Genomic DNA, 21,991 nt, shown 5'->3' on the forward strand with positions numbered 1-21,991 from the left:
GCCGCCCGCCGCGCCTCAGTCCCGCAGTCGGGGGATCTCGATCGCGGGGCAGCGGTCCATCACCATGTCGAGTCCCGCCGCACGCGCACGGTCGTACGCCGCCTCGTCGATCACGTCGAGCTGGAACCAGACCGCCTTGGCGCCCTTGGCGATCGCCTCGTCGACGACCGGGCCGGCGAGATCGCTGTTGACGAAGACATCGACCACGTCCACGTCGAAGGGGATGTCGGCGAGCGAGGCGTAGCCCTGTTCGCCGTGCACGGTCTCCGCCTTCGGATGCACGGGCACGATCCGCTTGCCGTAGCGCTGGAGCACCTCGGCCACGCCGTACGCCGCGCGCCGCCGGTTCGAGGACAGGCCGACCACCGCCCAGGTGTCGCCGCTCTCGGTGAGCATCTTGCGGACCGTCGCTTCGTCTCCGTACACCGTGGGTCTCCTGGAGGGTCTCCGTTGCTGTGGCGTCCCGCACAACAGCGCACCACTCCCGCGGATTCCCCGGTACGACGTCCCGCGCGCACCCCTGACCCACCGGCCCGCGCACCTCGCCGCACCCGCCACCCTGTCCGGAATCCGCGCCACCTGCCTGCGGACGGCCGCCGTCCCGCCTACGCTCACCCCGTGCTGCGCATCATCGACGCCCGAACCGGCGACCCGGTCGAGGCCGCCCCCGCCCGCCGTGGCCTGACCCGTGTCGAGGCGCATGTGCCGGGCCTCGACGACACCGCCCCGCGGGTGCTGCTCGTCGCCGACACCCTCGTACGCGCCCTCGAACTCGGCGGCACGCCGGTGTGGGCGCTGCTCGACAGCGCGGAGCAGCGGCCCGAGGTACGGGCGGCCGCCGCGGCGCTCGGCGTCCGGCCCTTCGAGGACGGCCGGGAGGCGGGCAGAGGGCTCGGCGGGGCGCAGGCCGTCCATGTGGTGGCGGAGGACGGCACCGCTCCGGACACGGAGGGGATCCGGGTCGCCGTCGCCGCCGTCGACGGGCCGGCGGAGGGCGTCGACCCCGACGTACTGCGGCTCGCCCTGCTGTCGACGCGCCGGGACCTGACCGCACGGCTCGACGTGACCGCCCTCCAGGACGCCCGCGCCACCCTCGTACGGTGGCGCCGCGCCGTCGCCGCGTGGGCGCGCGAGCCGTCCCGGCCGGTCCCCGACGAGGTGCGCGCGGAACTGCGCACGGCCTGGGAGGACGACCTCGACGTACCCGGCGTCCTCCGGGTCCTGAGGTCGGTCGAGACCTCGGGCCTCCCGTCCGGTGCCCGCTTCGAGACGTACGCCTACGCGGACCGGCTCCTCGGTCTCGAACTCACCCGCGACCTGGGAGCGCCCGCATGATCGCGCGCGCCGGAGCGGGCCCGCTGCGCCGTCTGGTCGTGCTGCGGCACGCGAAGTCGGCCTGGCCCGAGGGTGTGCCGGACCATCGGCGGCCGCTCGCCCCGCGGGGCCGCCGGGACGCCCCGGCCGCGGGCCGCGCGCTCGCCGAGGCCGACTGCCTGCCCGATCTCGCCCTGTGCTCCACCGCCGTACGCGCCCGTCAGACCTGGGAGCTGGCCGCCGCCCAGTGGGGCACCCCGCCCCCGGTCCGCCATGACGCCCGGCTCTACGGCGCCGACGTGCCCGAACTCCTGGAGGTCGTGCGCGAGGTGTCCGCCGAGGTCGAGACGCTGCTGCTGATCGGCCACAACCCGGGTCTGGAGGACCTCGTCCTCCAGCTCGCGGGCGACGGCCTCGACGACACCCTCGACACGGTCCGGGTGAAGTTCCCGACGTCGGCGATCGCGGTCCTGGCCTGGCGCGGGGCGGCCTGGGAGGGCCTGGCCCCGGGAACGGCGCTGCTGACGGCGGTGACGGTGCCGCGGGGGAAGAAGGCACGGTGAGCAGGCGGCACGATCGGTGAGCCACATCACCCGTGCGGGCGACCCGAGCCGATGCGCATAGGCTGGCCCGATGCAGGACGAGTACCGCACAGTCGCCCACGCGGGCGTGCACGAGACCGAGGTCAACCGCTCCCGCTTCCTGTGCGCCCTCGCCCCCGCGGCCACCGAGCAGGAGGCCCAGGACTTCGTCGCGGCCGTCCGCAAGGAGCACGCCGACGCCACCCACAACTGCTTCGCCTACGTCATCGGCGCCGACGGCGCGATCCAGAAGGCGAGCGACGACGGCGAACCGGGCGGCACCGCCGGCGTCCCCATGCTCCAGATGCTGCTGCGCCGCGACATGCGCTACGTCGTCGCCGTCGTCACCCGGTACTACGGCGGCGTCAAGCTCGGCGCCGGCGGTCTCATCCGCGCCTACGGAGGCGCGGTCGGCGAGGCTCTGGACACCCTCGGCACGATCACCCGCCGCCGCTTCCGCCTCGCCACCGTCACGGTCGACCACCAGCGCGCGGGCAAGGTCCAGAACGACCTCCGCGCCACCGGCCGCGAGGTCCGTGCAGTCCGCTACGGCGAGGCGGTCACCATCGAGATCGGCCTCCCGGACGCGGACGTCCCCGCCTTCGCGGCGTGGCTCGCGGACGCGACCGCCGGGACGGCAGGGTTCGAACTGGGTGGAGAGGCATACGGAGATGCCTGAAATGCAGGTGACCGCCCGTGTTGTCAGACCCGGCCGTTAGTCTCGGGGATCATGAGACTGCTGCACACTTCCGACTGGCATCTCGGCCGGGCGTTCCACCGGGTCAACATGCTCGGCGCGCAGGCCGAGTTCATCTGTCACCTGGTCGCCACCGTGCGTGAGCGCGGCGTGGACGCCGTGACCGTGTCGGGAGACGTGTACGACCGCGCGGTGCCGCCGCTGGCCGCGGTCGAGCTGTTCGACGACGCGCTGCACCGGCTGGCCGACCTCGGTGTGCCGACGGTGATGATCTCCGGGAACCACGACTCGGCGCGCCGGCTCGGGGTGGGCGCGGGGCTCATCGACCGCGCGGGCATCCATCTGCGGACCGAGCCGTCGGCGTGCGGCACCCCGGTGGTCCTCGAGGACGCGTTCGGTGCCGTGGCCTTCTACGGCCTGCCCTACCTCGAACCCGCCCTGGTGAAGGACGAGTTCGGGGTCGAGAAGCCCGGCCACGAGGCGGTGCTGGCCGCCGCCATGGACCGCGTCCGCGCCGACCTCGCCACCCGCGCGCGCGGCACCCGCTCGGTCGTCCTCGCCCACGCCTTCGTCACCGGCGGCGAGGCCAGCGACAGCGAACGGGACATCACCGTCGGCGGGGTCGCCGCCGTACCGGCCGCCGTCTTCGACGGCGTCGACTACGCGGCGCTGGGTCATCTGCACGGCTGCCAGACCCTCACCGACCGCGTCCGTTACTCCGGCTCGCCGCTGCCCTACTCCTTCTCCGAGGCTGACCACCGCAAGAGCATGTGGCTCGTCGACCTCGACGCCGAGGGGGCGGTGACCGCCGAGCGCGTCGACTGCCCGGTGCCGCGCGCGCTGGCCCGCGTGCGGGGGACGCTGGAGGAGCTGCTCGCCGACCCGGACCTCACGCGGCACGAGGAGGCGTGGGTCGAGGCGACCCTCACCGACACCGTCCGCCCCGCCGACCCCATGGCCCGCCTCACCGAGCGCTTCCCGCACACCCTCAGCCTCGTCTTCGACCCCGAGCGCGCCCCCGACGACCCCGAGGTGTCCTACGCCAGGCGGCTCGCGGGGCGCAGCGACCAGGAGATCGCCGAGGACTTCGTCTCCCATGTGCGGGGCGCGGGACCCGACGAGGACGAACAGGGAGTACTGCGGGAGGCGTTCGACGCGGTACGGACGGACGAGACCGTGCGGGAGGTGGCGCGGTGAGGCTGCACCGGCTCGACATCACCGCGTTCGGACCGTTCGGGGGCGCTCAGAGCGTCGACTTCGACGAGCTGTCCGTCGCCGGGCTCTTCCTGCTCCACGGACCGACCGGCGCGGGCAAGACCTCCGTCCTGGACGCCGTCTGCTACGCGCTGTACGGCTCCGTCCCTGGCGCCCGCCAGACCGGCCAGGGCCTCACCCTGCGCAGCGACCACGCCGCGCCCGGCACACGCACGGAGGTCCGCCTCGAACTGACCGTCGCCGGACGCCGGTTGGAGATCACCCGCCAGCCGCCCTGGGAGCGCCCGAAGAAACGCGGCTCGGGCAGCACCCTCGACAAGGCCCAGAGCTGGCTGCGCGAGTACGACGCCCGGACCGGCGCCTGGAAGGACCTCAGCCGTTCCCACCAGGAGATCGGCGAGGAGATCACCCAACTCCTCGGCATGAGCCGCGAGCAGTTCTGCCAGGTCGTCCTGTTGCCGCAGGGCGACTTCGCCCGCTTCCTGCGCGCGGACGCCGAGGCGCGCGGCCGGCTGCTGGGGCGCCTCTTCGACACCCACCGCTTCGCCGAGGTCGAGAAGCGTCTGGCCGATCGCCGCCGCGCCACCGAGGCACAGGTCCGCGACGGGGACACCGAGCTGCTGGCCGACGCGCACCGCATGCAGCAGGCGGCGGGCGACGCGATGGCACTGCCGGACGCCGCACCGGGGGACCCGGGCCTCGCCGACGCCGTCATGAGCGCCGCCGCCGTCGCCCGCAGCACCGCCCGCGAGCAGCTCACCATCGCCCACAGCCGCCTCACGTCCGCCGAGTCCGCGCAGGCGGCCGCCGAGCGCACGCTGGGAGACGTACGCGAAGTGGCCCGGCTGCAACAGCGGTTCGGCGAGGCGCGGCAGCGGGCCGCGCTGATGGAGGAGCGGTCCGACGGCTACCGGCAGGCACTGGCGCGCATGGAGCGCGCCCGCAAGGCCGAGGCCGTGGCGCCGGCGCTGGAGCTCCGGGAGGCCGCCGACGCCGAGCACGGCCGGGCGGCCGCAGCGCAGGAACGCACGCGTGCGCTGCTGCCGGACACCTTCGCCGACGCCGGCGCGGCCGGGCTCGCGTCCGCCGCCCGCCGGGCCGCCGAGGAGCTGGGCGGGCTGGAGTCGGCCCGGCGGGCCGAGCAGCGGCTGGCCGAACTGGTCGCGGAGCGGGCCGGCCTCGACCGGCAGGAGCGTGCCGACGACGACGTCCTGCGTGAGGCGGACGACTGGCTCGCCGGGTGGGAGGCGACCCGCGGCGGGCTCCAGGCCCGTATCGACTCCGCCCAGGAGGCGGCGACCCGGGCCGAGCAGCTCGGGGTGCAGCGCGAGCCCGCGCAGCGGCGGCTGGGCGCGGCGCGGCTGCGGGACCAGCTGGCCGGTGACACCGACACGGCCGCCGAACAGGTCCGGCTCGCGCAGGTGGACGCGCTGACGCTCAAGGCCCGCTGGCTGGAGGTCAAGGAGCGGCGGCTCAACGGCATCGCCGCCGAACTCGCCGCCCAGCTGACGGACGGCGCACCCTGCGCGGTCTGCGGGGCGACCGAGCACCCGGCCCCCGCCCGCAAGGACGCCGGGCACGTCGGCCGGGAGGCGGAGGAGCGGGCGCTGGCCGCCTACCAGCAGGCGGAGGAACGGCACAGCGAGCAGGAACAGCGCCTGGGCGTCGTACGCGAGGCACTCGCCGCCGCCACGGCGGAGGCCGGTGACGCCTCCACCGAGCAACTCGCCTCAGCCGCCGAGGAGTTGGAGCGTCTCTACGCCCAGGCTCGGCACGCCGCCTCGGACCTGCACCCCGCGCACGAGGAGCTGCGCCGGGCCGAGCAGGAGCACGAGCGGCGCACCGCGGTGCGCCAGGAGGCCGCGGTACGGGCCGCGTCCCGAGTCGGGCACCGGGACCGCCTGGACCGCGAACGGGGTGTGCTGGAGGAGGAGTTGACGCAGGCGCGCGGCACCCTCGACAGCGTCGCCGCCCGCGCCGACCAACTGGAGCGGCAGGTCAGGCGGCTCACCGACGCCGCCGACGCGGCCCGCGTCGCCGAGGACACCGCCCAGCGGCTCAAGGACGCCGACGCCCGGCTGGCCGACGCCGCGTTCCGGGCCGGCTTCGACACCCCGCAGGCCGCGGCGCAGGCGCTCCTCGACGACGCGGCCCATCGCGACCTGCAACGGCGGCTCGACGACTGGCAGTCGCAGGAGGCCGCCGTACGGGCCGTCCTCGCCGAACCCGACACCGCGGCCGCCGCCCAGCAGCCGCCCGCGGACCTCGCCGCCGCCGAGCGGGCCGCCGCTCTCGCCGCCCAGCGGGTGCGCGACGCGGCCTCCGCGCGCGACGCCGCCGCCCGGCGCTGCGCCGACCTCGACCGGCTCTCCGCGCGCGCGACCGTGTCCGTGCGCCGTCTCGCCCCGCTGCGCGAGGAGTACGACCGGGTGGCCCGCCTCGCCTCCCTGACCGCGGGCACCTCGGCGGACAACGAACGCAAGATGCGCCTGGAGTCCTACGTGCTGGCCGCGCGCCTGGAACAGGTGGCCGCCGCCGCGACCGTGCGACTGCTGCGGATGTCCTCCGGGCGGTACACCCTCGTCCACTCCGACGACCGGGCCGGACGTGGCCGCAGCGGGCTCGGGCTGCATGTCGTCGACGCCTGGACCGGCCGGGAGCGGGACACGGCCACGCTGTCGGGCGGTGAGACGTTCTTCGCCTCGCTGGCCCTCGCCCTCGGCCTCGCGGACGTCGTCACCGACGAGGCGGGCGGGGTGCGGCTCGACACGCTCTTCATCGACGAGGGCTTCGGCAGCCTCGACGACCAGACCCTCGACGAGGTCCTCGACGTGCTCGACTCACTGCGCGAGCGGGACCGCAGTGTCGGCATCGTGAGCCATGTGGCCGACCTGCGGCGGCGTATCCACGCCCAGTTGGAGGTGGTGAAGGGCAGAGCCGGATCGACGCTGAAGGTGAGGTCAGCGGCCCAGCGGTCGGCGCGGCAGGGGTGAGGAGTAGACGACGCTCGTCGTCACCGCGCCCAGTGCGCCGATCTTGCCCGACACCTCCTCCAGGTGCCGCATCGACCGTGCGGCGACCTTGATGACGAAGCAGTCGTCGCCCGTGACATGGTGCGCCTCCAGGATCTCGGGCGTTGCCTCCAGCAGGTCGTGGAACGGCTTGTAGTTGCCGTTCGGATAGCGCAGCCGCACGAACGCCAGGATCGGCAGCCCCAGCCGGTCCGGGTCGACGACCGCCGCGTATCCCTGGATCACGCCCGCCTCCTCCAGCCGGCGCACCCGTTCCGTGACCGCGCTCGGGGACATGGAGACGGCACGGGCGAGCTCGGCGAAGCTGGCCCGGCCCTCCCGCTGGAGGACATCGAGGATGCGCCAGTCGGTGGCGTCCGGGGAAAACTCGGTCATGCCGGAGAGATACCAGGGGAATCACCGGCGGATCAAGCGGAACGCCGGGGATCACCACTTCAATGACGTGATCGACCGACGTAGATTTCTGGATGTGGGGAGGGCGACGAGGCCCGACGAGAAGCCCCGCGAGCCGTGTCAGGGAAAGGCCATCGCATGAGCAGCGTCAGCACGAACACCGTCAACCCCGTCCTGCGCGTCGCCCCGGCGGCCCCGGCCGAGGCTGCCGCCTACTTCCGTGCGAGCCTCGTCTTCCACGCCGACGTCTCCGACGTCGCCGCCGCGCTCTCGGCCGGGGGCGACCCCGGTTTCGTCGTCCTGGACTCCCGCTCCACCGAAGCCTGGGACCAGGGCCACATCCCCGGCGCGGTCCACCTGCCGACCGCCCTCGTCCCCGAGCAGGCCGAGCGACTCCTCGACAAGTCCGTGCCGGTCGTGACGTACTGCTGGGGCCCCGGCTGCAACGGCGCCACCCGCTCGGCCCTCGCCCTCGCCGAACTCGGCTACCAGGTCAAGGAGATGCTCGGCGGCTTCGAGTACTGGGCGCGCGAGGGCTTCGAGTTCGAGACCTGGGAGGGCAAGGAGCGCCGTGACGCGGACCCGCTGACGGCGCCGGTGGACGCGGAGAACTGCGGCTGCTGAGCCGGGTCACCGGACGTCGATGAATCGCAGATTCCGGTCTTCCTGTGAACGGGCGCCACGCACTGTCATGTACCAGGTAGATTCCGCGCCATGGTGCGATACGCGGAGCCGGGCGTGGCGGAGTGGGTGGAGTCGGGCGGCGGGCCGCTCATAGCGGTCCCGGAGACCGTGCTCCCGTTCTGGGCGGGCGCCGACGGGGACGAGACCGCCTCGGACTACGACCGGGCCTGCGAGGTCGACGGACACGTCGGCCTACTGCCGGTGGGTGACAGCGCGGCGCTGGTGTTCGGCGACGAGCCCGCCTCCACCACCTATCTGCCGGACCGCGGCCTCTTCGTACGGTGGTCGGCGGCCGAGTCCGAGGAGCAGCTGCTCGCGGAGGTGCCGGCCGCGCTCGACGCCGCCGTGTGGGGACCGGAGGTCGCCTGGAACGTGCCGGGCCCGGTGCTGCTGTTCGACGCCGCCTGGCCGGGCACCGACTCCCTGCGCACCGACCACGTCTGGATCGCGCTCGACCCCGGCCGCTACGCGGTGCGCGCCGCACACGTCCGGTCCGGGCCGGAGACGTGGCTGGGACTCGTACAACTGAGGCCGTTGGCACACGGATAGCGGTCCGGGGCCGATGGCGCCCGCCTCGTCGCGCGACCCGCGACGGACGAGGCGGGCTGGACCACCGAGCAGATGTGGCTGTTACAGCTGCGCCAGCTCGTCGACCAGGTCGTCGAGGCCCAGCGAGCCCTGCGACAGCGCCGCCATGTGCCAGGCCTTCAGGTCGAACGCGTCGCCGTGCCGCTGCCGGGCCTTTTCCCGGCCCAGCAGCCACGCCCGCTCGCCCAGCTTGTAGCCGATCGCCTGGCCAGGGATCGTCAGATAGCGGGTCAGCTCGCTCTCCACGAAGTCCGCCGGACGGCTGCTGTGCGCTCCGAAGAACTCCTGCGCCAGCTCCGGCGTCCAGACCTCGCCCGGGTGGAACGGCGAGTCGGCCGGGATCTCCAGCTCCAGGTGCATACCGATGTCCACGATCACCCGAGCCGCCCGCATCATCTGCGCGTCCAGGTAACCGAGCCGCTGCTCCGCGTCCCTGAGGAAGCCCAGCTCGTCCATCAGCCGCTCCGCGTACAGCGCCCAGCCCTCTGCATTGGCGCTGACGATGCCGACCGTGGCCTGGTAGCGGGAGAGGCTGTCCGCGATGTGCGCCCACTGCGCCAGCTGGAGGTGATGGCCCGGGACACCCTCGTGGTACCACGTGGAGACCAGGTCGTAGGCCGGGAAGCTGGTCTGGCCCATCGTCGGCAGCCAGGTACGGCCCGGCCGGGAGAAGTCCTCCGACGGGGCCGTGTAGTACGGCGCCGCGGCACCGCCGGGCGGGGCGATGTGCGCCTCCACCCGCCGGACCCGCTCGGCCAGTTCGAAGTGAGTACCGTCCAGCGACTCGATCGCCTGGTCCATCAGGCCCTGCAGCCACTCCCGGACCTCCTCGACGCCCTCGATGCGGGTGCCGTGCTCGTCGAGGTGCTTGAGCGCCACCCACGGTGTCTCGGCGCCCGGCAGGATCTTCTCCGCCTCCTGCTTCATCTCGCCGAGCAGTCGGTGGAACTCGGACCAGCCGTACGCGTACGCCTCGTCCAGATCCAGGTCCGTGCCGTTGAAGTAGCGGGCCCAGCGCGCGTACCGCTCCCGGCCGACCGTGTTCGGGGCGCCCTCGATCGTCGGCGCGTACACGTCCCGCATCCAGTCCCGCAGCTCCACGACGGCCGCGGTCGCGCCGCGCGCGGCCTCGTCCAGCCCGGCGCGCAGTGCCTCGGGGCCGTCCGCCGCGAAGTCCTCGAACCAGCCGCGTCCCTCCCCGGTGTCCGCCCACTCGGTGAGCTGCTCGACGAAGGTGGCGGTCGGGCGCGGCGAGGCGTACAACTTGCGCTCCAGGCCGAGTGCGAGGGACTCGCGGTACCCGGCGAACGCGGCCGGCACGGCCCGCAGCCGCTCGGCGATCGCCGCCCAGTCCTCGTCGGTCTGGTTCGGCGTCACCGTGAACACCTCACGCACCGAATGAGCGGCCGTCGCCATGTTGCCGACCGAGCGCAGTCCCTCGTCGGCGTCGTGCACGGCGAGTTCCGCGGTGAGCCGCTCGCGCAGCAGCCGGGCGCAGCGCCGCTCGATGTCACTGTCCGCGCCGGGCTGCCGCTCCGCCTCGTCGAGCCGGGCGAGCGTGTCCCGCTGGAGCCGGGCGAGCTTGTCCTGGCCCGCCGGTGAGGTGTCGGGCAGACGGTTCGAACTCTCCTTCACGCCGAGATAGGTGCCGGTGACCGGGTCGAGGGCGATGAGGGCGTCGACGTACGCGTCGGCCACCTCACGGGGCAGGCTGTTGGTCTGTGACATGCGGTCCATCCTCGTACGAGGGGACGCCGCACGTCACCCGGATTGAGCCGAGGGCGTAGGCGGGAGCAGCGGCCCGCAGTCCCACTGCTGGAAGATCAACCGGGTCTCCACCCGGGCCACTTCGCGATGGGCCGTGAACTCGTCGAGCACCAGCCGCTGCAGATCCGTCATGTCCGCGACCGCGACATGGACGAGATAGTCGTCGGGCCCGGTCAGATGGAAGACGGTCCGTGACTCCGGCAGCGCCCTGATCCGCTCCACGAAGGGCCCCACCAACTCCCGCCGATGTGGCCGCACCTGCACGGACAGCAGCGCTTCCAGCCCCCGCCCCAGCTTCGCCGGATCCAGTCGCAACTGATGGCCGAGGATCACGCCGGCCCGGCGCAGCCGGGTCACCCGGTCCAGACAGGTCGACGCCGCGACCCCCACCTGGGCGGCGAGATCGCGATAGGTGGTCCGGGCGTCGTTCTGCAACAGCCGCAGAAGATGAAGGTCCACCGGATCCAGTACGACAGATTCGGCCATGGGCCGAACGTAACACGGTGTTCTCCCCCTGCGACCCGGTCGGTGTTCACCCTGTCCCGCATGGAGACGACGCCTGTGCCCACCAGAGCCCTGGCCACCGAGGCCGTCCACGCCGGCCGCGACGACCTCGCCCGGCAGGGACTGCACGCCCCGCCCATCGACCTGTCGACCACCTACCCCTCGTACGACAGCCGCGGTGAGGCCGCCCGTATCGACGCCTTCGCCGCCACCGGCGCCGACCCCGACGGCCCGCCCGTCTACGGCCGCCTCGGCAACCCGACCGTCGCCCGCTTCGAGACGGCCCTGGCCCGCCTGGAGGGCACCGAGGCCGCGGTCGCCTTCGCCAGCGGCATGGCCGCGCTGAGCGCGGTCCTGTTGGTGCGGGGCTCGATGGGCCTGCGCCATGTGGTCGCCGTCCGCCCCCTGTACGGCTGCAGCGACCACCTCCTGACCGCCGGGCTGCTCGGTTCCGAGGTGACGTGGACGGACCCGGCCGGCATCACCGACGCGCTGCGCCCCGACACGGGCCTGGTCATGGTCGAGTCCCCGGCGAACCCGACGCTCGCCGAGGTGGACCTGCGCGCGGTGGCCCACGCCTGCGGCACGGTCCCGCTGCTCGCCGACAACACCTTCGCCACGCCCGTGCTCCAGCGCCCGGCCGAGCAGGGCGCACGGCTGGTGCTGCACAGCGCCACCAAGTACCTCGGCGGCCACGGTGACGTCATGGCGGGTGTGGTGGCCTGTGACGAGGAGTTCGCCGGCCGGCTCCGCCAGGTCCGCTTCGCCACCGGAGGCGTCCTGCACCCCCTGGCCGGCTATCTCCTCCTGCGCGGCCTGTCGACGCTGCCGGTCCGCGTCCACGCGGCCTCCGCGACCGCCGCCGAACTGGCCCGCCGCCTCGCCGCCGACCCGCGCGTCGCCCGCGTCCACTACCCGCGCATCGGCGGCGCGATGATCGCCTTCGAGGTCCACGGCGACCCGCACGAGGTGATCGCGAACGTCCGCCTGATCACCCCGGCGGTGAGCCTCGGCAGCGTCGACACCCTGATCCAGCACCCGGCGTCCATCAGCCACCGCATAGTGGCCGAGGACGACCGCCAGGACGCCGGCGTGAGCGACGGCTTGCTGCGCATGTCGGTGGGCCTGGAGGACGTGGAAGATCTCTGGACGGATCTGAACGGCGCCTTGGGCCTGATGCCGCTGAGGGGCGCGGGGAACTGCGCGACCAGCCACAGCACACCCGCACCCGCCATCAGCCATTAACCCCTACGGCGCTCAGCGATCCCCGAGCCCACCTCTTCGGCGACTCCTCGCGCATCCAACCGCGCAGTGATCACCAGGGTCCCCTCCTCGATCTGGTAGTCGAGGGGGAGGCCCAGATCCCGCATCGCCGCAACCATCCCCGTGTTGGACGACTGCGTCACCGCGTACACACTCTCGCACCCGGCCTCACCGGCCATCCCCACCAGCCTGCGCAGCAACTCGCCCCCGATCCCACGCCGCTGCCACTCGTCCTCGACGAGCAGCGCCACCTCGGTCTCGTCCCCGTCCCACAGCAGATGCCCCAGCCCGACCAGCCGCCCCGACGCCGTCTGGACCGCCAGTGTCCGCCCGAACCGCGGGCTGAGCAGGTGGTTCAAGTACCGGTCCGCGTCACCGACCGGCCCGTGGTAGCGCAGACCGAGCGTCCGCGGGCTGCATCGCTCGTGCATCGCCTTCGCGGCCTCCAGATCCCCGATGTCCGCCCGGCGCACGGTGATGTCGTTGCCCTCGGGCAGCGTCAGCACGTCCTCGCTGTGCGGCACACGCGGTCCGAGGACCGTGTCCAGCTCCACCAGCGCCCGCGCCCGCGCGAACTCGGTCGGGGTGAACGGCAGGTACGGCCGCTCCACGGTGATCACTCCGCCTTCCGGTGCCCGCAGCCGCATCACGGTGTCCTCCAGTACCCCCTCCACGGGCACGCTCTCCGGGCCGCGGCCCCCTCCGGCCGGTGTGCCGGGCAGGGACCTGATCGTGCACCGGCCCAGCAACTGGCGCAACGCCAGGGGGAGTTCCGCCGCGTCGAGCGCGGTACGGGTGGCGAGGCCGAGTACCCGGGTCGGCGCGTCGACCAGGTCGTGGGCGTCGGCCCGCTCGATCCACGTACCGGCGCCGCCGGCCAGCGCGACGGCCCGGGTGATCTCGGTCGCCGACAGCTCACCGGGCGCCCGCAGCAGGAACTCGTCCACCGTGCCCTCGGCCAGCGGGTGCGTCTGGAGGCTGAGGATGTCGACCCGGTGGCCGGCGAGGGCCGTGCACAGCGCGGCCAGTGACCCCGGTTCGTCCTGCACCGTCGTCCGCATCCGCCACAGCACGCTCTCCCCGGTGTCGGCGGACGGCCCGGCCTGAGTCTCCGAGGAGGGCGGCCGGGCATCGGTATCGCTCACCGGCGGCGCGTGACCGTGGCGGCGTGCCCACCAGGTGTGGAACCCAGCCGTGGCGACCAGTACGACCGCCGACACCAGCAGCAGTTGCGGACCGTCGGGCCCGTGCCCGATCAGATTCGCGACGGCGTCCGCCACCGCGACCGCCGTGAACAGCGCGGCCAGTTCGATGACGTCCCGGCGCCAGTGGTGGACCGGACGTCCGTGCTTCGCACGCGTCACATCAGACATTTCTCGACTCATGCAGCCACTGTGAAGGAACGGTGTTGCGTGATCACGAACGGTTTGTGACCGGCCGGTAAAGACTAAATCTGGGGTTTTTGTCTGTTTCCTTGCGGTCCTGTCACGACCTTCCTGTCACGACCTTCCTGTCACGACCTTCGTGTCACGCCGCGACCTCCTCGACCAACGCCCCCTGCAACCGTCGGGCCTGCGTCACCAGCCGCGACGACCCGCGCCGGGCCGCGGCCGTGGCCAGGTGCGGCAGTTCACCCCGCGCCCCGGACCGCTCGGCGCACTCCGCGGCCACCGCCAGCAGCTCCCCGAGCCCTCGGCTCCTGGCGGCCTGTCCGTCCGGCCCACCGGTCGCGAGGTCGCCGAGCAGCAGCGGCAGGGTGTGGCGCAGCATCCCCCAGATCGTCGCGTTCGCCCCCGTCGCGGCCGCCGTGCGCAGCGAGTCGGCCAGCCGCAACGGCTTCACCGCCCCGTCCCGCGCCAACTGCCCGAGGTCCGAGCCCAGCAGCGCCGCATCGAGCTGGCCCCGTGCGGCGAGCACCAGCAGGGCGTCCACTGCGGCGAGCCGGTCCTCCTCGTGGCGCGCGCCGAGCCCGTACGCCACGCACAGATGGACGGCGTCGCCCGCCTCGCCGCCGGACTCGGCGAGCAGGGGCAGTACGGCCGCAGGGCCGCGGAGGTCGTCCACGGCGACCGTGGAGAGATCACGGAGCATCCGGGCCGCGACGAGCTCACGTCGCTCGGGGAGCAGGGCGAGCCAGTGCGGACGTATCGAGTCGTCCCAGTGGTAGCAGTGCCAGCGTTCCCGGTAGACGCTCACCGGCTGACCGAGGGGCCGGAACTCGCGCGGGAATTCGTCCTGCACTTCCTCAAGCGCCCCGCACTCGACCAGGACGCGCGAGTGGGTCGTACGACGCCGGTCCACCGGGAGCTGCGGGCCGCCGGCGGTAAGCCAGCGGGCCAGCCGTCTGCCCTGCTCGGTGCCGAGGGCAGCCGCGCGCTCCGCCGCCGATGCCGCCGCGGCCCGGTCCCCGCGCCGCACGCGCAGCAGTGCCTGCGCGAAGTCCGCGTCCGAGGGCCGGGCGCCCAGCCGCCGGTAGCCGACGAGGCGCTCCACCAGTTCGTCGGGCTCCAGCAGGCCCGTGCTCCAGGTCGGGGTGGACAGCAGGAACGGCAACGGATCGGTCCGCATCCGGTACGCCACCTCGGAGATCCGCGCCTGGTAGGCACGGTCGAGGGCGCTGTGCACACAGGTCTGCCCGGTCGTCCCGCGCTGGACCGCGGCGTGGAGCGTCTCCGTCCGGACCTTGCCGAGCACCGCCGCGAGGACGAGCTGGAGGTGCGGGTAGTTGGTGAGGGACGTGTCGCCCCGGATGTGTTCGGTCTCGGCGGTGGCCCACCACAGTCGCGCCACGACGGGGTCGAGTGCCTCGACCAGGGCGGCCCGGCTCGTGTGCGCGTGGCGTACCAGCCCGTCCAGGGTGCGCTCGAACGACGCCACATCACCTCCGGAGGCCAGCAACGCGCCGACCTCCTCGGCGAGTTCGGCCACCGACTCGGGAGCGGGCCTCAGTCGCACCGGCTCCGGCGCCGGCGGCAGCACCTCCTCGTGCACCACCGGCTCCATGTCCGCCGCAGCCATGCCCAGCGATGCGACCGCCCGCGTGCGGAGCGCTGGCATCAACTGCCCTGCTGTCTCGGCCAGTTCCGCCCGCGTCTCGGCGCCGGCCTTCCCGATGTGCCGTTCCACCAGCTTCAACGCCCGCTCCTGGACGTCCGAGTCCTCGTGCCCGAAGGCCTGCGCGGCGGCGGGCAGCAGTTCGTCGGCCGTAGCGGCGTCGCGCGCCATCACCTTGCCCAGCAGGACGAGTTGGGCCCGGACGAGCTTCTTCTCGGTGCGGAACAGCACCCCGCCCGACATCTCGGCCAGCTGACGCGCGGACAACTCGCCGTCCAGGGCGAGGCCGCCCAGCACCGACTGCGCGTGCGAGGCCACCACCGAGGGGGCGTCCGAGGCCAGGGCCAGCCACTCCGCTGTGCGTCCCCGTTCTTCCTCGCGGGTGAGGTCGAGGGCCTTGAGGAGCCGCAGAAACCCTCGGTGGTCGGCGACTGTCCCGCCCCGCAGAAGCCGGGACACGCACGCGTGGACCGTTGCCCCGCGCTCCAGGGCGCCCTCGGCGGTGAGCTGCGCCAATGCGCCGGTCCAGCTGTTGGGCCCGTCCTCGGCAGGCCACTGAAGGGTGCCACCGATGTCGTCCGTCTCGAAGAGCGCGGCCACGAGCTGAGGGAGATGCGGGTCCTTGCGGAGCCGGGCGAGCACCGTGTCGCCGCGCTGCCAGACGCTGCCGATGTGGCGCGTCCAGCCCTCCACATAGGCCTGCGTCGTCGGGACCTGGCAGGCGGAGAGCCGGACCAGGCCCGCCATCAGCTCGTACGGCACCCGCGCACTCGGCGGGCGCTGGGCGAGCCGGTGCACCACGTCGGCGAGCCAGTCGGTCTCGCGATCGGCCAGGACGTCGATCAGCACCGCCGGGGGCGCCTGCCACCACCGCATGTCGGCGGCGGCCAGCCAGTTCGCGACGGCGGCGGCGCCGGTCTGGCAGGCCGCTCCGGCCACCTGGAGGGCAGGATGGGCGCGCCGGGCCTGCACACCCCACCGATCCGCCCTCAACTCCTTGCGGAGCTCCTTCAACTCGGGGAAGACCGCCCGTCGTTCGGCGTCCGTCATCCCGTCCAGCAGGCCTGTCAGCTCGCTCGTCCGCCCGGCCCGCACCGCGTCCATCAGCGCGTTCATCGCGCACCCCCGTCGACTCGCACCGTCTCCCGCGCCACCGCGGCAGTCCCGTCCACCGTGGCCACCGCCTCGACCGCGGCACCCCGCCGCACCATCTGCACCGCCAGCGCGTGCTTGCACGGCCCGCGTCCGCCCCGGTACTTCGCCCACCACAGACAACTGCACGTGAGCACCCCCGCTGTGTCCCGCACCCGGTGCACATGGCCGTCTTCCGCCGTCACCGTGCCCCCCGCGCCGTCCAGGGCGATCGCCCCCGCCGCCACCAGCGACCGCGCCGAACGCAGGCGCGGGTTGTGCCGCTCGACGCGCTCGGCGTCGTACGGCAGCTCTCGGTGGAAGTAGGCCGCCTCCGCCGTGTCGTACCCGACGCGGCCCGAGGTGCCGAGGCGCACCAAGGCCGCCCGGACCCGCTCGGGCGTGAGGCCCGCCGCCGCGGCGAGGTCGGCCACCTCGACGCGGGGCTCCCAGGCCAGGAGCACCGCGATCAGCTCCGCGTCCTCGGCGGCCTCGTCGGTGGCGAGCGCGTCCAGAACGCCGCCCTCACCGGAGAAGCCGCGTGAGGCGTCGGGCGACAGCGTCAGGGTGAGCCGCATGCCCGGTAGGACGGCCTCCCAGGCACTGGCCGTCGCGTCGGCGCCGGCCGCCACCGTGGGGCCGTACACCCGCAGCGCGGTCGCGTGCCGGAGCACCCGCTGGAGAGCGATCAACCGCTCCGGGCCGGGCAGACACACCGCGCCCGGTACCGCGCGCGTCGTCGGACGCAGCGCGCCGCCCGCCGGCGCCACCCAGCGCGGGCCGCCCCGTGATGCGCCGCGCGGCAGCGAGCGCAGGAACCGCACGGCCTCGGCGGCGGACAGCTCGGCTCGCAGATCGAAGCCCGCCGCGATCACCTGGGCCTCCGCGAACCCCCGCAGCCAGCGGTCCGGGAGCGGTACCTTCTTCTCCACGACCGGACCGTCCAGCGTGGTCACGGCCAACTCCTCGGGGCCGACCCGCAGATGGAGCGGATCGTCCGCGCCGATCCGCGACAGGGCCTCGCGCAGGGGGTTGTTCACATCGACGTTCGTCGTGCCGTGCCCCACCTCGCCGCCGTCGAGGCCTGCCTCCAGGATGTCCAGGCGGGCGTACACCCCGCCGCAGCCCGAGAAGGACTCGAAGCGCAGCCGGTCGCCGTTGCCCGTCACCACCGGGTCGAGCGAGGCGCGCAGCTGCCGCTGGTAGTAGCGTGCCGCCGCCACGTCGGCCACCGCGAGCAGGCCTGCGGAGGTCACCTGAGGAGACGTCAGGAAGCCGGTGAAGAACCGCGGATGGTCCGTCGGACCCGAGGGCGTCGCACCCCGTGAGGTCTCCAGTCCCAGGCGCTGCGCACCCGTCGCGGACTCCAGCACGGAGGGTCGGTGATAGGCCACGGCCTGCAAGGATCGCGTCATGGAAAAACCGTAGAGGCGACCACTGACAATCGGCTTCGACCTGCGAAAACGCCCTTTCGAAGGGGGAGTTCACAAGCCGCGCACCGGGGGATGACGCCGGTACGCGGCCCGCCTTCGAGGGTACGGGAGCCGATGAGGGTTACTGACCCACGCGGCCCGGCTGGAGCACCCGCGTGAACAGCACGGTGCCGTCCTGCTCACGCAGCCGGACCGTCAGTTCGCCGCTGTCGCCGTCGATGTCGACCTCGCCGAAGAACTGGTAGCCGCCGGCGGGGGAGACGTTCGAGGCGGTCGGGGCCTTCACGAACACCCGCTCCGGGCCGAAGGTGTTGTCGAGCGCGCTCGCCGGGAAGGCGCCGGCGTTCAGCGGGCCCGAGACGAACTCCCAGAACGGCTCGAAGTCCGTGAACGCGGCCCGCGACGGCTGGTAGTGCTGCGCCGACGTGTGGTGCACGTCGGCCGTCAGCCACACCGTGCCGGTGATCCGACGGTGCTTGATGTACCGCAGCAGCTCGGCGATCTGGAGCTCACGCCCGAGCGGCGCGCCCGGATCGCCCTGCGCCACCGCCTCGATGTTGGCCCTGCCCTCGGTGGTGTCCGGCACGACGAGCCCGAGCGGCATGTCGGAGGCGATCACCTTCCACACCGCCCGTGAGCGCGCCAACTCCCGCTTGAGCCACTCCAGCTGCTCACGCCCGAGGATGCCCTGCGGGTCCACGGTCTGGTCGTCGGCCGAGTTGGCGTTGCGGTACGTCCGCATGTCCAGCACGAACACGTCCAGCAGCGGACCCTGCCGCAGCACCCGGTACACCCGGCCGTCCCGCTGCCCCGTCGGGAGCGTGGAGATCGGGAAGTACTCGCCGAACGCCCGCCGGGCCCGCGCCGCGAGCACGTCGACGCTCTTCTCGGTGTAGCGGGTGTCGGTGGACGCGATCACCTCGCCCGGGTACCAGTTGTTGCGCACCTCGTGGTCGTCCCACTGGATGATCGACGGTACCTGGGCGTTGAACCGCCGCAGGTTGTCGTCGAGCAGGTTGTAGCGGAAGTTCCCGCGGAACTCCGCCAGCGTCTCGGCGACCTTCGCCTTCTCCTCGGTGGTGACGTTCCGCCAGACACTGCCGTCGGGCAGCGTGGCCGTCGCCGGGATGGGGCCGTCGGCGTAGATGTTGTCGCCGCTGCACAGGAAGAAGTCCGGGTCGAGCGCGGCCATGGCCTGGTAGATCGTGTAGCCGCCGAAGTCCGGGTTGATGCCCCAGCCCTGGCCCGCCAGGTCGCCGGACCACAGGAAGCGGACGCCGTCGCGGCGCCCGGCCGACGCCGTACGGAAGGTGCCGGTGACCGCCTCGCCGGTGCGGCGCGGGTCGTCCGGGTCGGCGAGCAGTACGCGGTAGTGGATCTGCTCGCCGGCCGGGAGGCCGTGCAGGCGGGTGGTGCCGGTGAAGTCGGTACCCGCGCCGAGCAGGGGGCCCTGCCAGCGGCGCGCGTTGCGGAACGACTCGGTGGCGGACGTCTCGACGATCATCCGCGCGGGACGGTCGGAACGTACCCACACCAGCCCGGAGTGCGCGGTCACGTCTCCCGTCTGCACACCCCACCCCGCCTCGGGACGCCCGGAGAGCGCGAACGCCGGTGCCGCGGCGCCGGCCGCGGCGGGCAGGGTCAGGGCCGCCGACGCGACCAGGGAGCCGCGCAGCACGCTGCGGCGGCCGGGAAACGGACGGTGGGACATGGATGCGCCTCCAGGGACGGGATCCGGCCAGTGTGCGATGCCATGACTACTGGTGCGCCGCAGCGCACACGGAAACCGCAAGTGAACAACTGACCGCATTCGCACGGGAACCGGCGTTCGAGACAGAGCACGCGCGTGGGCGGGCGCCGATCAGCGGGAGATCGCCTCTGCCATCAGGCGTATCCCTTCACGGACGCGCGCGGGGGAGAGGTGCGCGTACCCGAGCACCAGCCGCACCTCCGCCGAGTCGCCGGTACGTGCGTGCGCCGGAACCCGCTCGCCACCGCGGGCTCCGTCATCGACGCCGGTACGCGCGTGCGTGCAGGCCGACAGCGGACGTACGGCCACCCCGGCCGCCGTCACGCGCGCGAGGAAGCGCTCCTCGGGCCCGTACCGCTCTGGCAGCGTGGCGATGACATGCAGCCCGGCGGCGATCCCGGACACCTCCGAGCCGGGGAAGTGCTCCTCCAGCGCGGCCACGAGGGCGTCGCGTCGCTCGCGGTAGGCGTGCTGGCAGCGGCGCAGCTGACGGTCGTAGTCGCCGCGCTCCACGAAGCGGGTGAAGGCCGCCTGGTCGAGGGTGGGATGGCCGAGGTCCATGGTCCGCTTGCGCTCGATCACCTCGTCGGCGAGGGCCTCCGGCACGAGCAGCCAGCCGAGCCGCAGCCCCGGGGCGAGGGACTTGCTGACCGAGCCCGCGTACGCGACGCGTTCCGGGTCGAGGCCCTGGAGCGCGCCGACGGGGGCGCGGTCGTAGCGGAAGTCGCCGTCGTAGTCGTCCTCCAGGAGGAACCCGTCCACCGAGCGTGTCCAGTCGAGGAGTTCGGCCCGGCGCCGCGCGGAGCAGGCGATGCCGGTGGGGTACTGGTGGGCGGGCGTCGTGACGACCGCGCGGACGCCCGACGCCCGCAGTGGTCCGAGGGCGAGCCCTTCGTCGTCCAGCGGGACCGGCACCGGGGTGACACCGGCCGCAGCGTAGAGGCCGTCGTGCTGGGGGCTGCCGGGATCCTCGACCCCGACCGAGCGCAACCCGCGCGCGTGGAGCGCGAAGCCGAGCAGCGTCGTCGCCTGGGCCACGCCGGAGACCACCACGATCCGCTCCGGATCGGCGACCACACCCCGGCGGCGCGCGAGGAGTTCGGCGAGCGCGGTACGCAGCCGGGGCAGCCCGCGCGGGTCGGGATAGCCGAGTTCGTGGTGCGGCAGCTCCGCCAGCACCCCACGCTGCGCCGCCGCCCAGGCCGGCCGCGGGAACAGGGACAGGTCCGGGGTGCCGGGCACGAAGTCGGCCCGGGCACCGGGCGGCCGGGGCGCGAGGTCACGCGCGCGTGGCCGGGCCGCCCGTACGGCACCGCCCACCCAGGTCCCCGCGCCCCGGCCGCTGCGCAGATAGCCCTCGGCCGTCAACTGCTCGTACGCCTCGGTGACCAGCCCCCGGGACACCCCGAGGTCCGCCGCCAGATCCCGGCTCGACGGCAACCGCGTGCCGGGCACCAGCCGCCCCGACCGCACCGCCTCCCGCAGCGCCGACTGCAAGGCCCGCCCACGCGCACGGGCGGGCGCGGAAACAGCCGGAAGCAGCAGCTCCCAGGCGACCGACCCGGCACCGCCGCCCGAAGCCGACGGCAACCCGGGTCGTCCTTCTGGTGCCGACCCCGCAGCGTCCTCCCTCCCGCCCACGCCCCACCCTTCCCGCCACTGCCGATCGGTCCCCGATTGGTCCCCGATCGTGCCACGGAAATGGACCTCGAGCCGGACCGCCCCACTGCCTAGCGTCACTTCCATGAACGCCACCACCCGCGGAACGCTGCTCGCAGGATTCGCCTGTGTCCTCGTCGGCGCGTCCTTCACCGCCAACAGCAAACTCGGCGACTACCCGTACGCGGGCGGTCAGTTCCTCCGCTACGGACTGGCCTGTCTGCTGCTCCTGCCCCTCGCCGGGCGCGGCGCCCCGGCCCGGCTGAGGGCGCTCGGGCCCCGCGCGTGGGGCCGTCTCGCGCTGCTCGCCGCCGTCGGCATGGTCGGCTTCAACATGGCCGTCATCGCCGCCGAACGCACCGCCGAGCCCGCCGTTCCGGGCGTCTTCGTCGGCTGCGCCCCCGTCGTGGTGGCCGTCGTCGTCCCGGCGCTCGACGGACGTCGGCCCCAACGCGTCGTGCTCTACGGGGCGTTGCTCGTCGCCCTGGGGGCCTTCACCGTCCAGGGCTGGGGACGTACGGACGCCACGGGTCTCGCCTTCTCCGTGGGCGCGCTCGCCGGTGAGGTCGGCTTCGCGGTCCTCGCCGTACCCGTACTGCGCCCGCTGGGCCCACGGCTGCTGTCCGCGACGGTGTGCGGGGTCGCCGCGGCCGAGTCCCTGGCGGCGGGGCTACTCCTGGACGGCACGGCGTGGTGGCGCCGACCGGACGGCGCCGAGGCCGCCGCGCTGCTGTGGCAGGCGGCGGTCGTCACCGTCGTCGGCTTCGTGTGCTGGTACATGGGGGTGCAGCGGATCGGCGCGGAGCGTGCCACGTTGTTCTCCGGCCTCATCCCGGTCGCCGCCGCCTGCACCGCCCCACTCGTCGGCACAGGGGCCTACGGCACCGCCCAGGCCGTCGGCAGCGGCCTCGTGGGCGCCGGAGTCG

At 73.6% G+C, this 21,991-nt stretch carries 17 protein-coding genes and 1 pseudogene; 9 read left to right on the forward strand and 9 right to left on the reverse strand.

The window, feature by feature from the left end; all coding sequences use genetic code 11:
• Positions 1–15 precede the first annotated feature (15 nt).
• Positions 16–426, reverse strand: coding sequence for a CoA-binding protein (locus tag ACIHIX_RS26920; RefSeq protein WP_399960417.1), 411 nt, complete (start codon positions 424–426; stop codon positions 16–18).
• A gap of 153 nt (positions 427–579) precedes the next feature.
• Between ACIHIX_RS26920 and ACIHIX_RS26925 the strand changes: the two genes are divergently transcribed.
• From ACIHIX_RS26925 to ACIHIX_RS26945, 5 genes are all read left to right on the forward strand, one after another.
• Complete coding sequence (locus tag ACIHIX_RS26925; protein ID WP_399960840.1) at positions 580–1,335, forward strand: hypothetical protein; 756 nt, start codon at positions 580–582, stop codon at positions 1,333–1,335.
• A complete protein-coding gene (locus tag ACIHIX_RS26930; RefSeq protein WP_399960419.1) occupies positions 1,332–1,877 on the forward strand; it encodes a SixA phosphatase family protein in 546 nt (181 codons plus the stop codon). Before ACIHIX_RS26925 ends, ACIHIX_RS26930 begins: the two co-directional genes overlap by 4 nt.
• A gap of 70 nt (positions 1,878–1,947) precedes the next feature.
• Entirely contained in the window at positions 1,948–2,574 is a 627-nt protein-coding gene (locus tag ACIHIX_RS26935) for a YigZ family protein (RefSeq protein WP_399960421.1), read from the forward strand.
• 51 nt (positions 2,575–2,625) lie between these two features.
• Positions 2,626–3,789, forward strand: a complete 1,164-nt coding sequence (locus tag ACIHIX_RS26940; RefSeq protein WP_399960422.1) for an exonuclease SbcCD subunit D — start codon at positions 2,626–2,628, stop codon at positions 3,787–3,789.
• Positions 3,786–6,800: an AAA family ATPase gene (locus ACIHIX_RS26945; RefSeq protein WP_399960424.1), complete on the forward strand. Its 3,015-nt coding sequence runs from the start codon at positions 3,786–3,788 to the stop codon at positions 6,798–6,800. The genes ACIHIX_RS26940 and ACIHIX_RS26945 overlap by 4 nt, the downstream gene beginning before the upstream one ends.
• On the opposite strand, the gene ACIHIX_RS26950 is transcribed toward ACIHIX_RS26945, so the two are convergent.
• Positions 6,768–7,214, reverse strand: coding sequence for an Lrp/AsnC family transcriptional regulator (locus ACIHIX_RS26950; protein WP_399960426.1), 447 nt, complete (start codon positions 7,212–7,214; stop codon positions 6,768–6,770). The genes ACIHIX_RS26945 and ACIHIX_RS26950 overlap by 33 nt on opposite strands.
• 156 nt (positions 7,215–7,370) lie before the next feature.
• Between ACIHIX_RS26950 and ACIHIX_RS26955 the strand changes: the two genes are divergently transcribed.
• Positions 7,371–7,856 carry a rhodanese-like domain-containing protein gene (locus tag ACIHIX_RS26955; RefSeq protein ID WP_399960428.1) on the forward strand — a complete coding sequence of 162 codons (486 nt, stop codon included), beginning with the start codon at positions 7,371–7,373 and terminating at the stop codon, positions 7,854–7,856.
• Positions 7,857–7,946: 90 nt separating this feature from the next.
• Entirely contained in the window at positions 7,947–8,465 is a 519-nt protein-coding gene (locus ACIHIX_RS26960; protein WP_399960430.1) for an immunity 21 family protein, read from the forward strand.
• 81 nt (positions 8,466–8,546) lie between these two features.
• Here the strand turns inward: ACIHIX_RS26960 and ACIHIX_RS26965 are convergent, their stop codons facing one another.
• Together ACIHIX_RS26965 and ACIHIX_RS26970 are read right to left on the reverse strand one after the other, a co-directional pair.
• Positions 8,547–10,232 (reverse strand): DUF885 domain-containing protein, encoded by a 1,686-nt coding sequence (locus ACIHIX_RS26965; protein ID WP_399960432.1) that lies wholly within the window; start codon positions 10,230–10,232, stop codon positions 8,547–8,549.
• Between the two features lie 33 nt (positions 10,233–10,265).
• Positions 10,266–10,757 (reverse strand): Lrp/AsnC family transcriptional regulator, encoded by a 492-nt coding sequence (locus ACIHIX_RS26970; protein ID WP_059198292.1) that lies wholly within the window; start codon positions 10,755–10,757, stop codon positions 10,266–10,268.
• A gap of 60 nt (positions 10,758–10,817) precedes the next feature.
• Here ACIHIX_RS26970 and ACIHIX_RS26975 point away from each other — a divergent pair, with 60 nt between their 5' ends.
• A complete protein-coding gene (locus ACIHIX_RS26975) occupies positions 10,818–12,020 on the forward strand; it encodes a trans-sulfuration enzyme family protein (protein WP_399960434.1) in 1,203 nt (400 codons plus the stop codon).
• Here ACIHIX_RS26975 and ACIHIX_RS26980 read toward each other — a convergent pair.
• From ACIHIX_RS26980 to ACIHIX_RS27000, 5 genes are all read right to left on the reverse strand, one after another.
• Positions 12,017–13,411 carry a GNAT family N-acetyltransferase gene (locus tag ACIHIX_RS26980; protein ID WP_399960436.1) on the reverse strand — a complete coding sequence of 465 codons (1,395 nt, stop codon included), beginning with the start codon at positions 13,409–13,411 and terminating at the stop codon, positions 12,017–12,019. The two genes, ACIHIX_RS26975 and ACIHIX_RS26980, sit on opposite strands and share 4 nt — an antisense overlap.
• 154 nt (positions 13,412–13,565) lie before the next feature.
• Positions 13,566–16,208 carry a DUF6493 family protein gene (locus ACIHIX_RS26985; RefSeq protein ID WP_399960438.1) on the reverse strand — a complete coding sequence of 881 codons (2,643 nt, stop codon included), beginning with the start codon at positions 16,206–16,208 and terminating at the stop codon, positions 13,566–13,568.
• Positions 16,205–17,638: an SWIM zinc finger family protein gene (locus tag ACIHIX_RS26990; protein ID WP_399960440.1), complete on the reverse strand. Its 1,434-nt coding sequence runs from the start codon at positions 17,636–17,638 to the stop codon at positions 16,205–16,207. Before ACIHIX_RS26990 ends, ACIHIX_RS26985 begins: the two co-directional genes overlap by 4 nt.
• Before the next feature lie 139 nt (positions 17,639–17,777).
• Positions 17,778–19,367: an alkaline phosphatase D family protein gene (locus ACIHIX_RS26995; protein ID WP_399960442.1), complete on the reverse strand. Its 1,590-nt coding sequence runs from the start codon at positions 19,365–19,367 to the stop codon at positions 17,778–17,780.
• A gap of 150 nt (positions 19,368–19,517) precedes the next feature.
• Entirely contained in the window at positions 19,518–20,996 is a 1,479-nt protein-coding gene (locus ACIHIX_RS27000; protein ID WP_399960444.1) for a PLP-dependent aminotransferase family protein, read from the reverse strand.
• A gap of 154 nt (positions 20,997–21,150) precedes the next feature.
• Between ACIHIX_RS27000 and ACIHIX_RS27005 the strand changes: the two are divergent.
• A pseudogene (locus ACIHIX_RS27005) lies at positions 21,151–21,984 on the forward strand (EamA family transporter); the annotation flags it as partial.
• Positions 21,985–21,991: the final 7 nt, after the last annotated feature.

This window comes from Streptomyces sp. NPDC051913, from assembly GCF_044593635.1.
Lineage (GTDB): Bacteria > Actinomycetota > Actinomycetes > Streptomycetales > Streptomycetaceae > Streptomyces.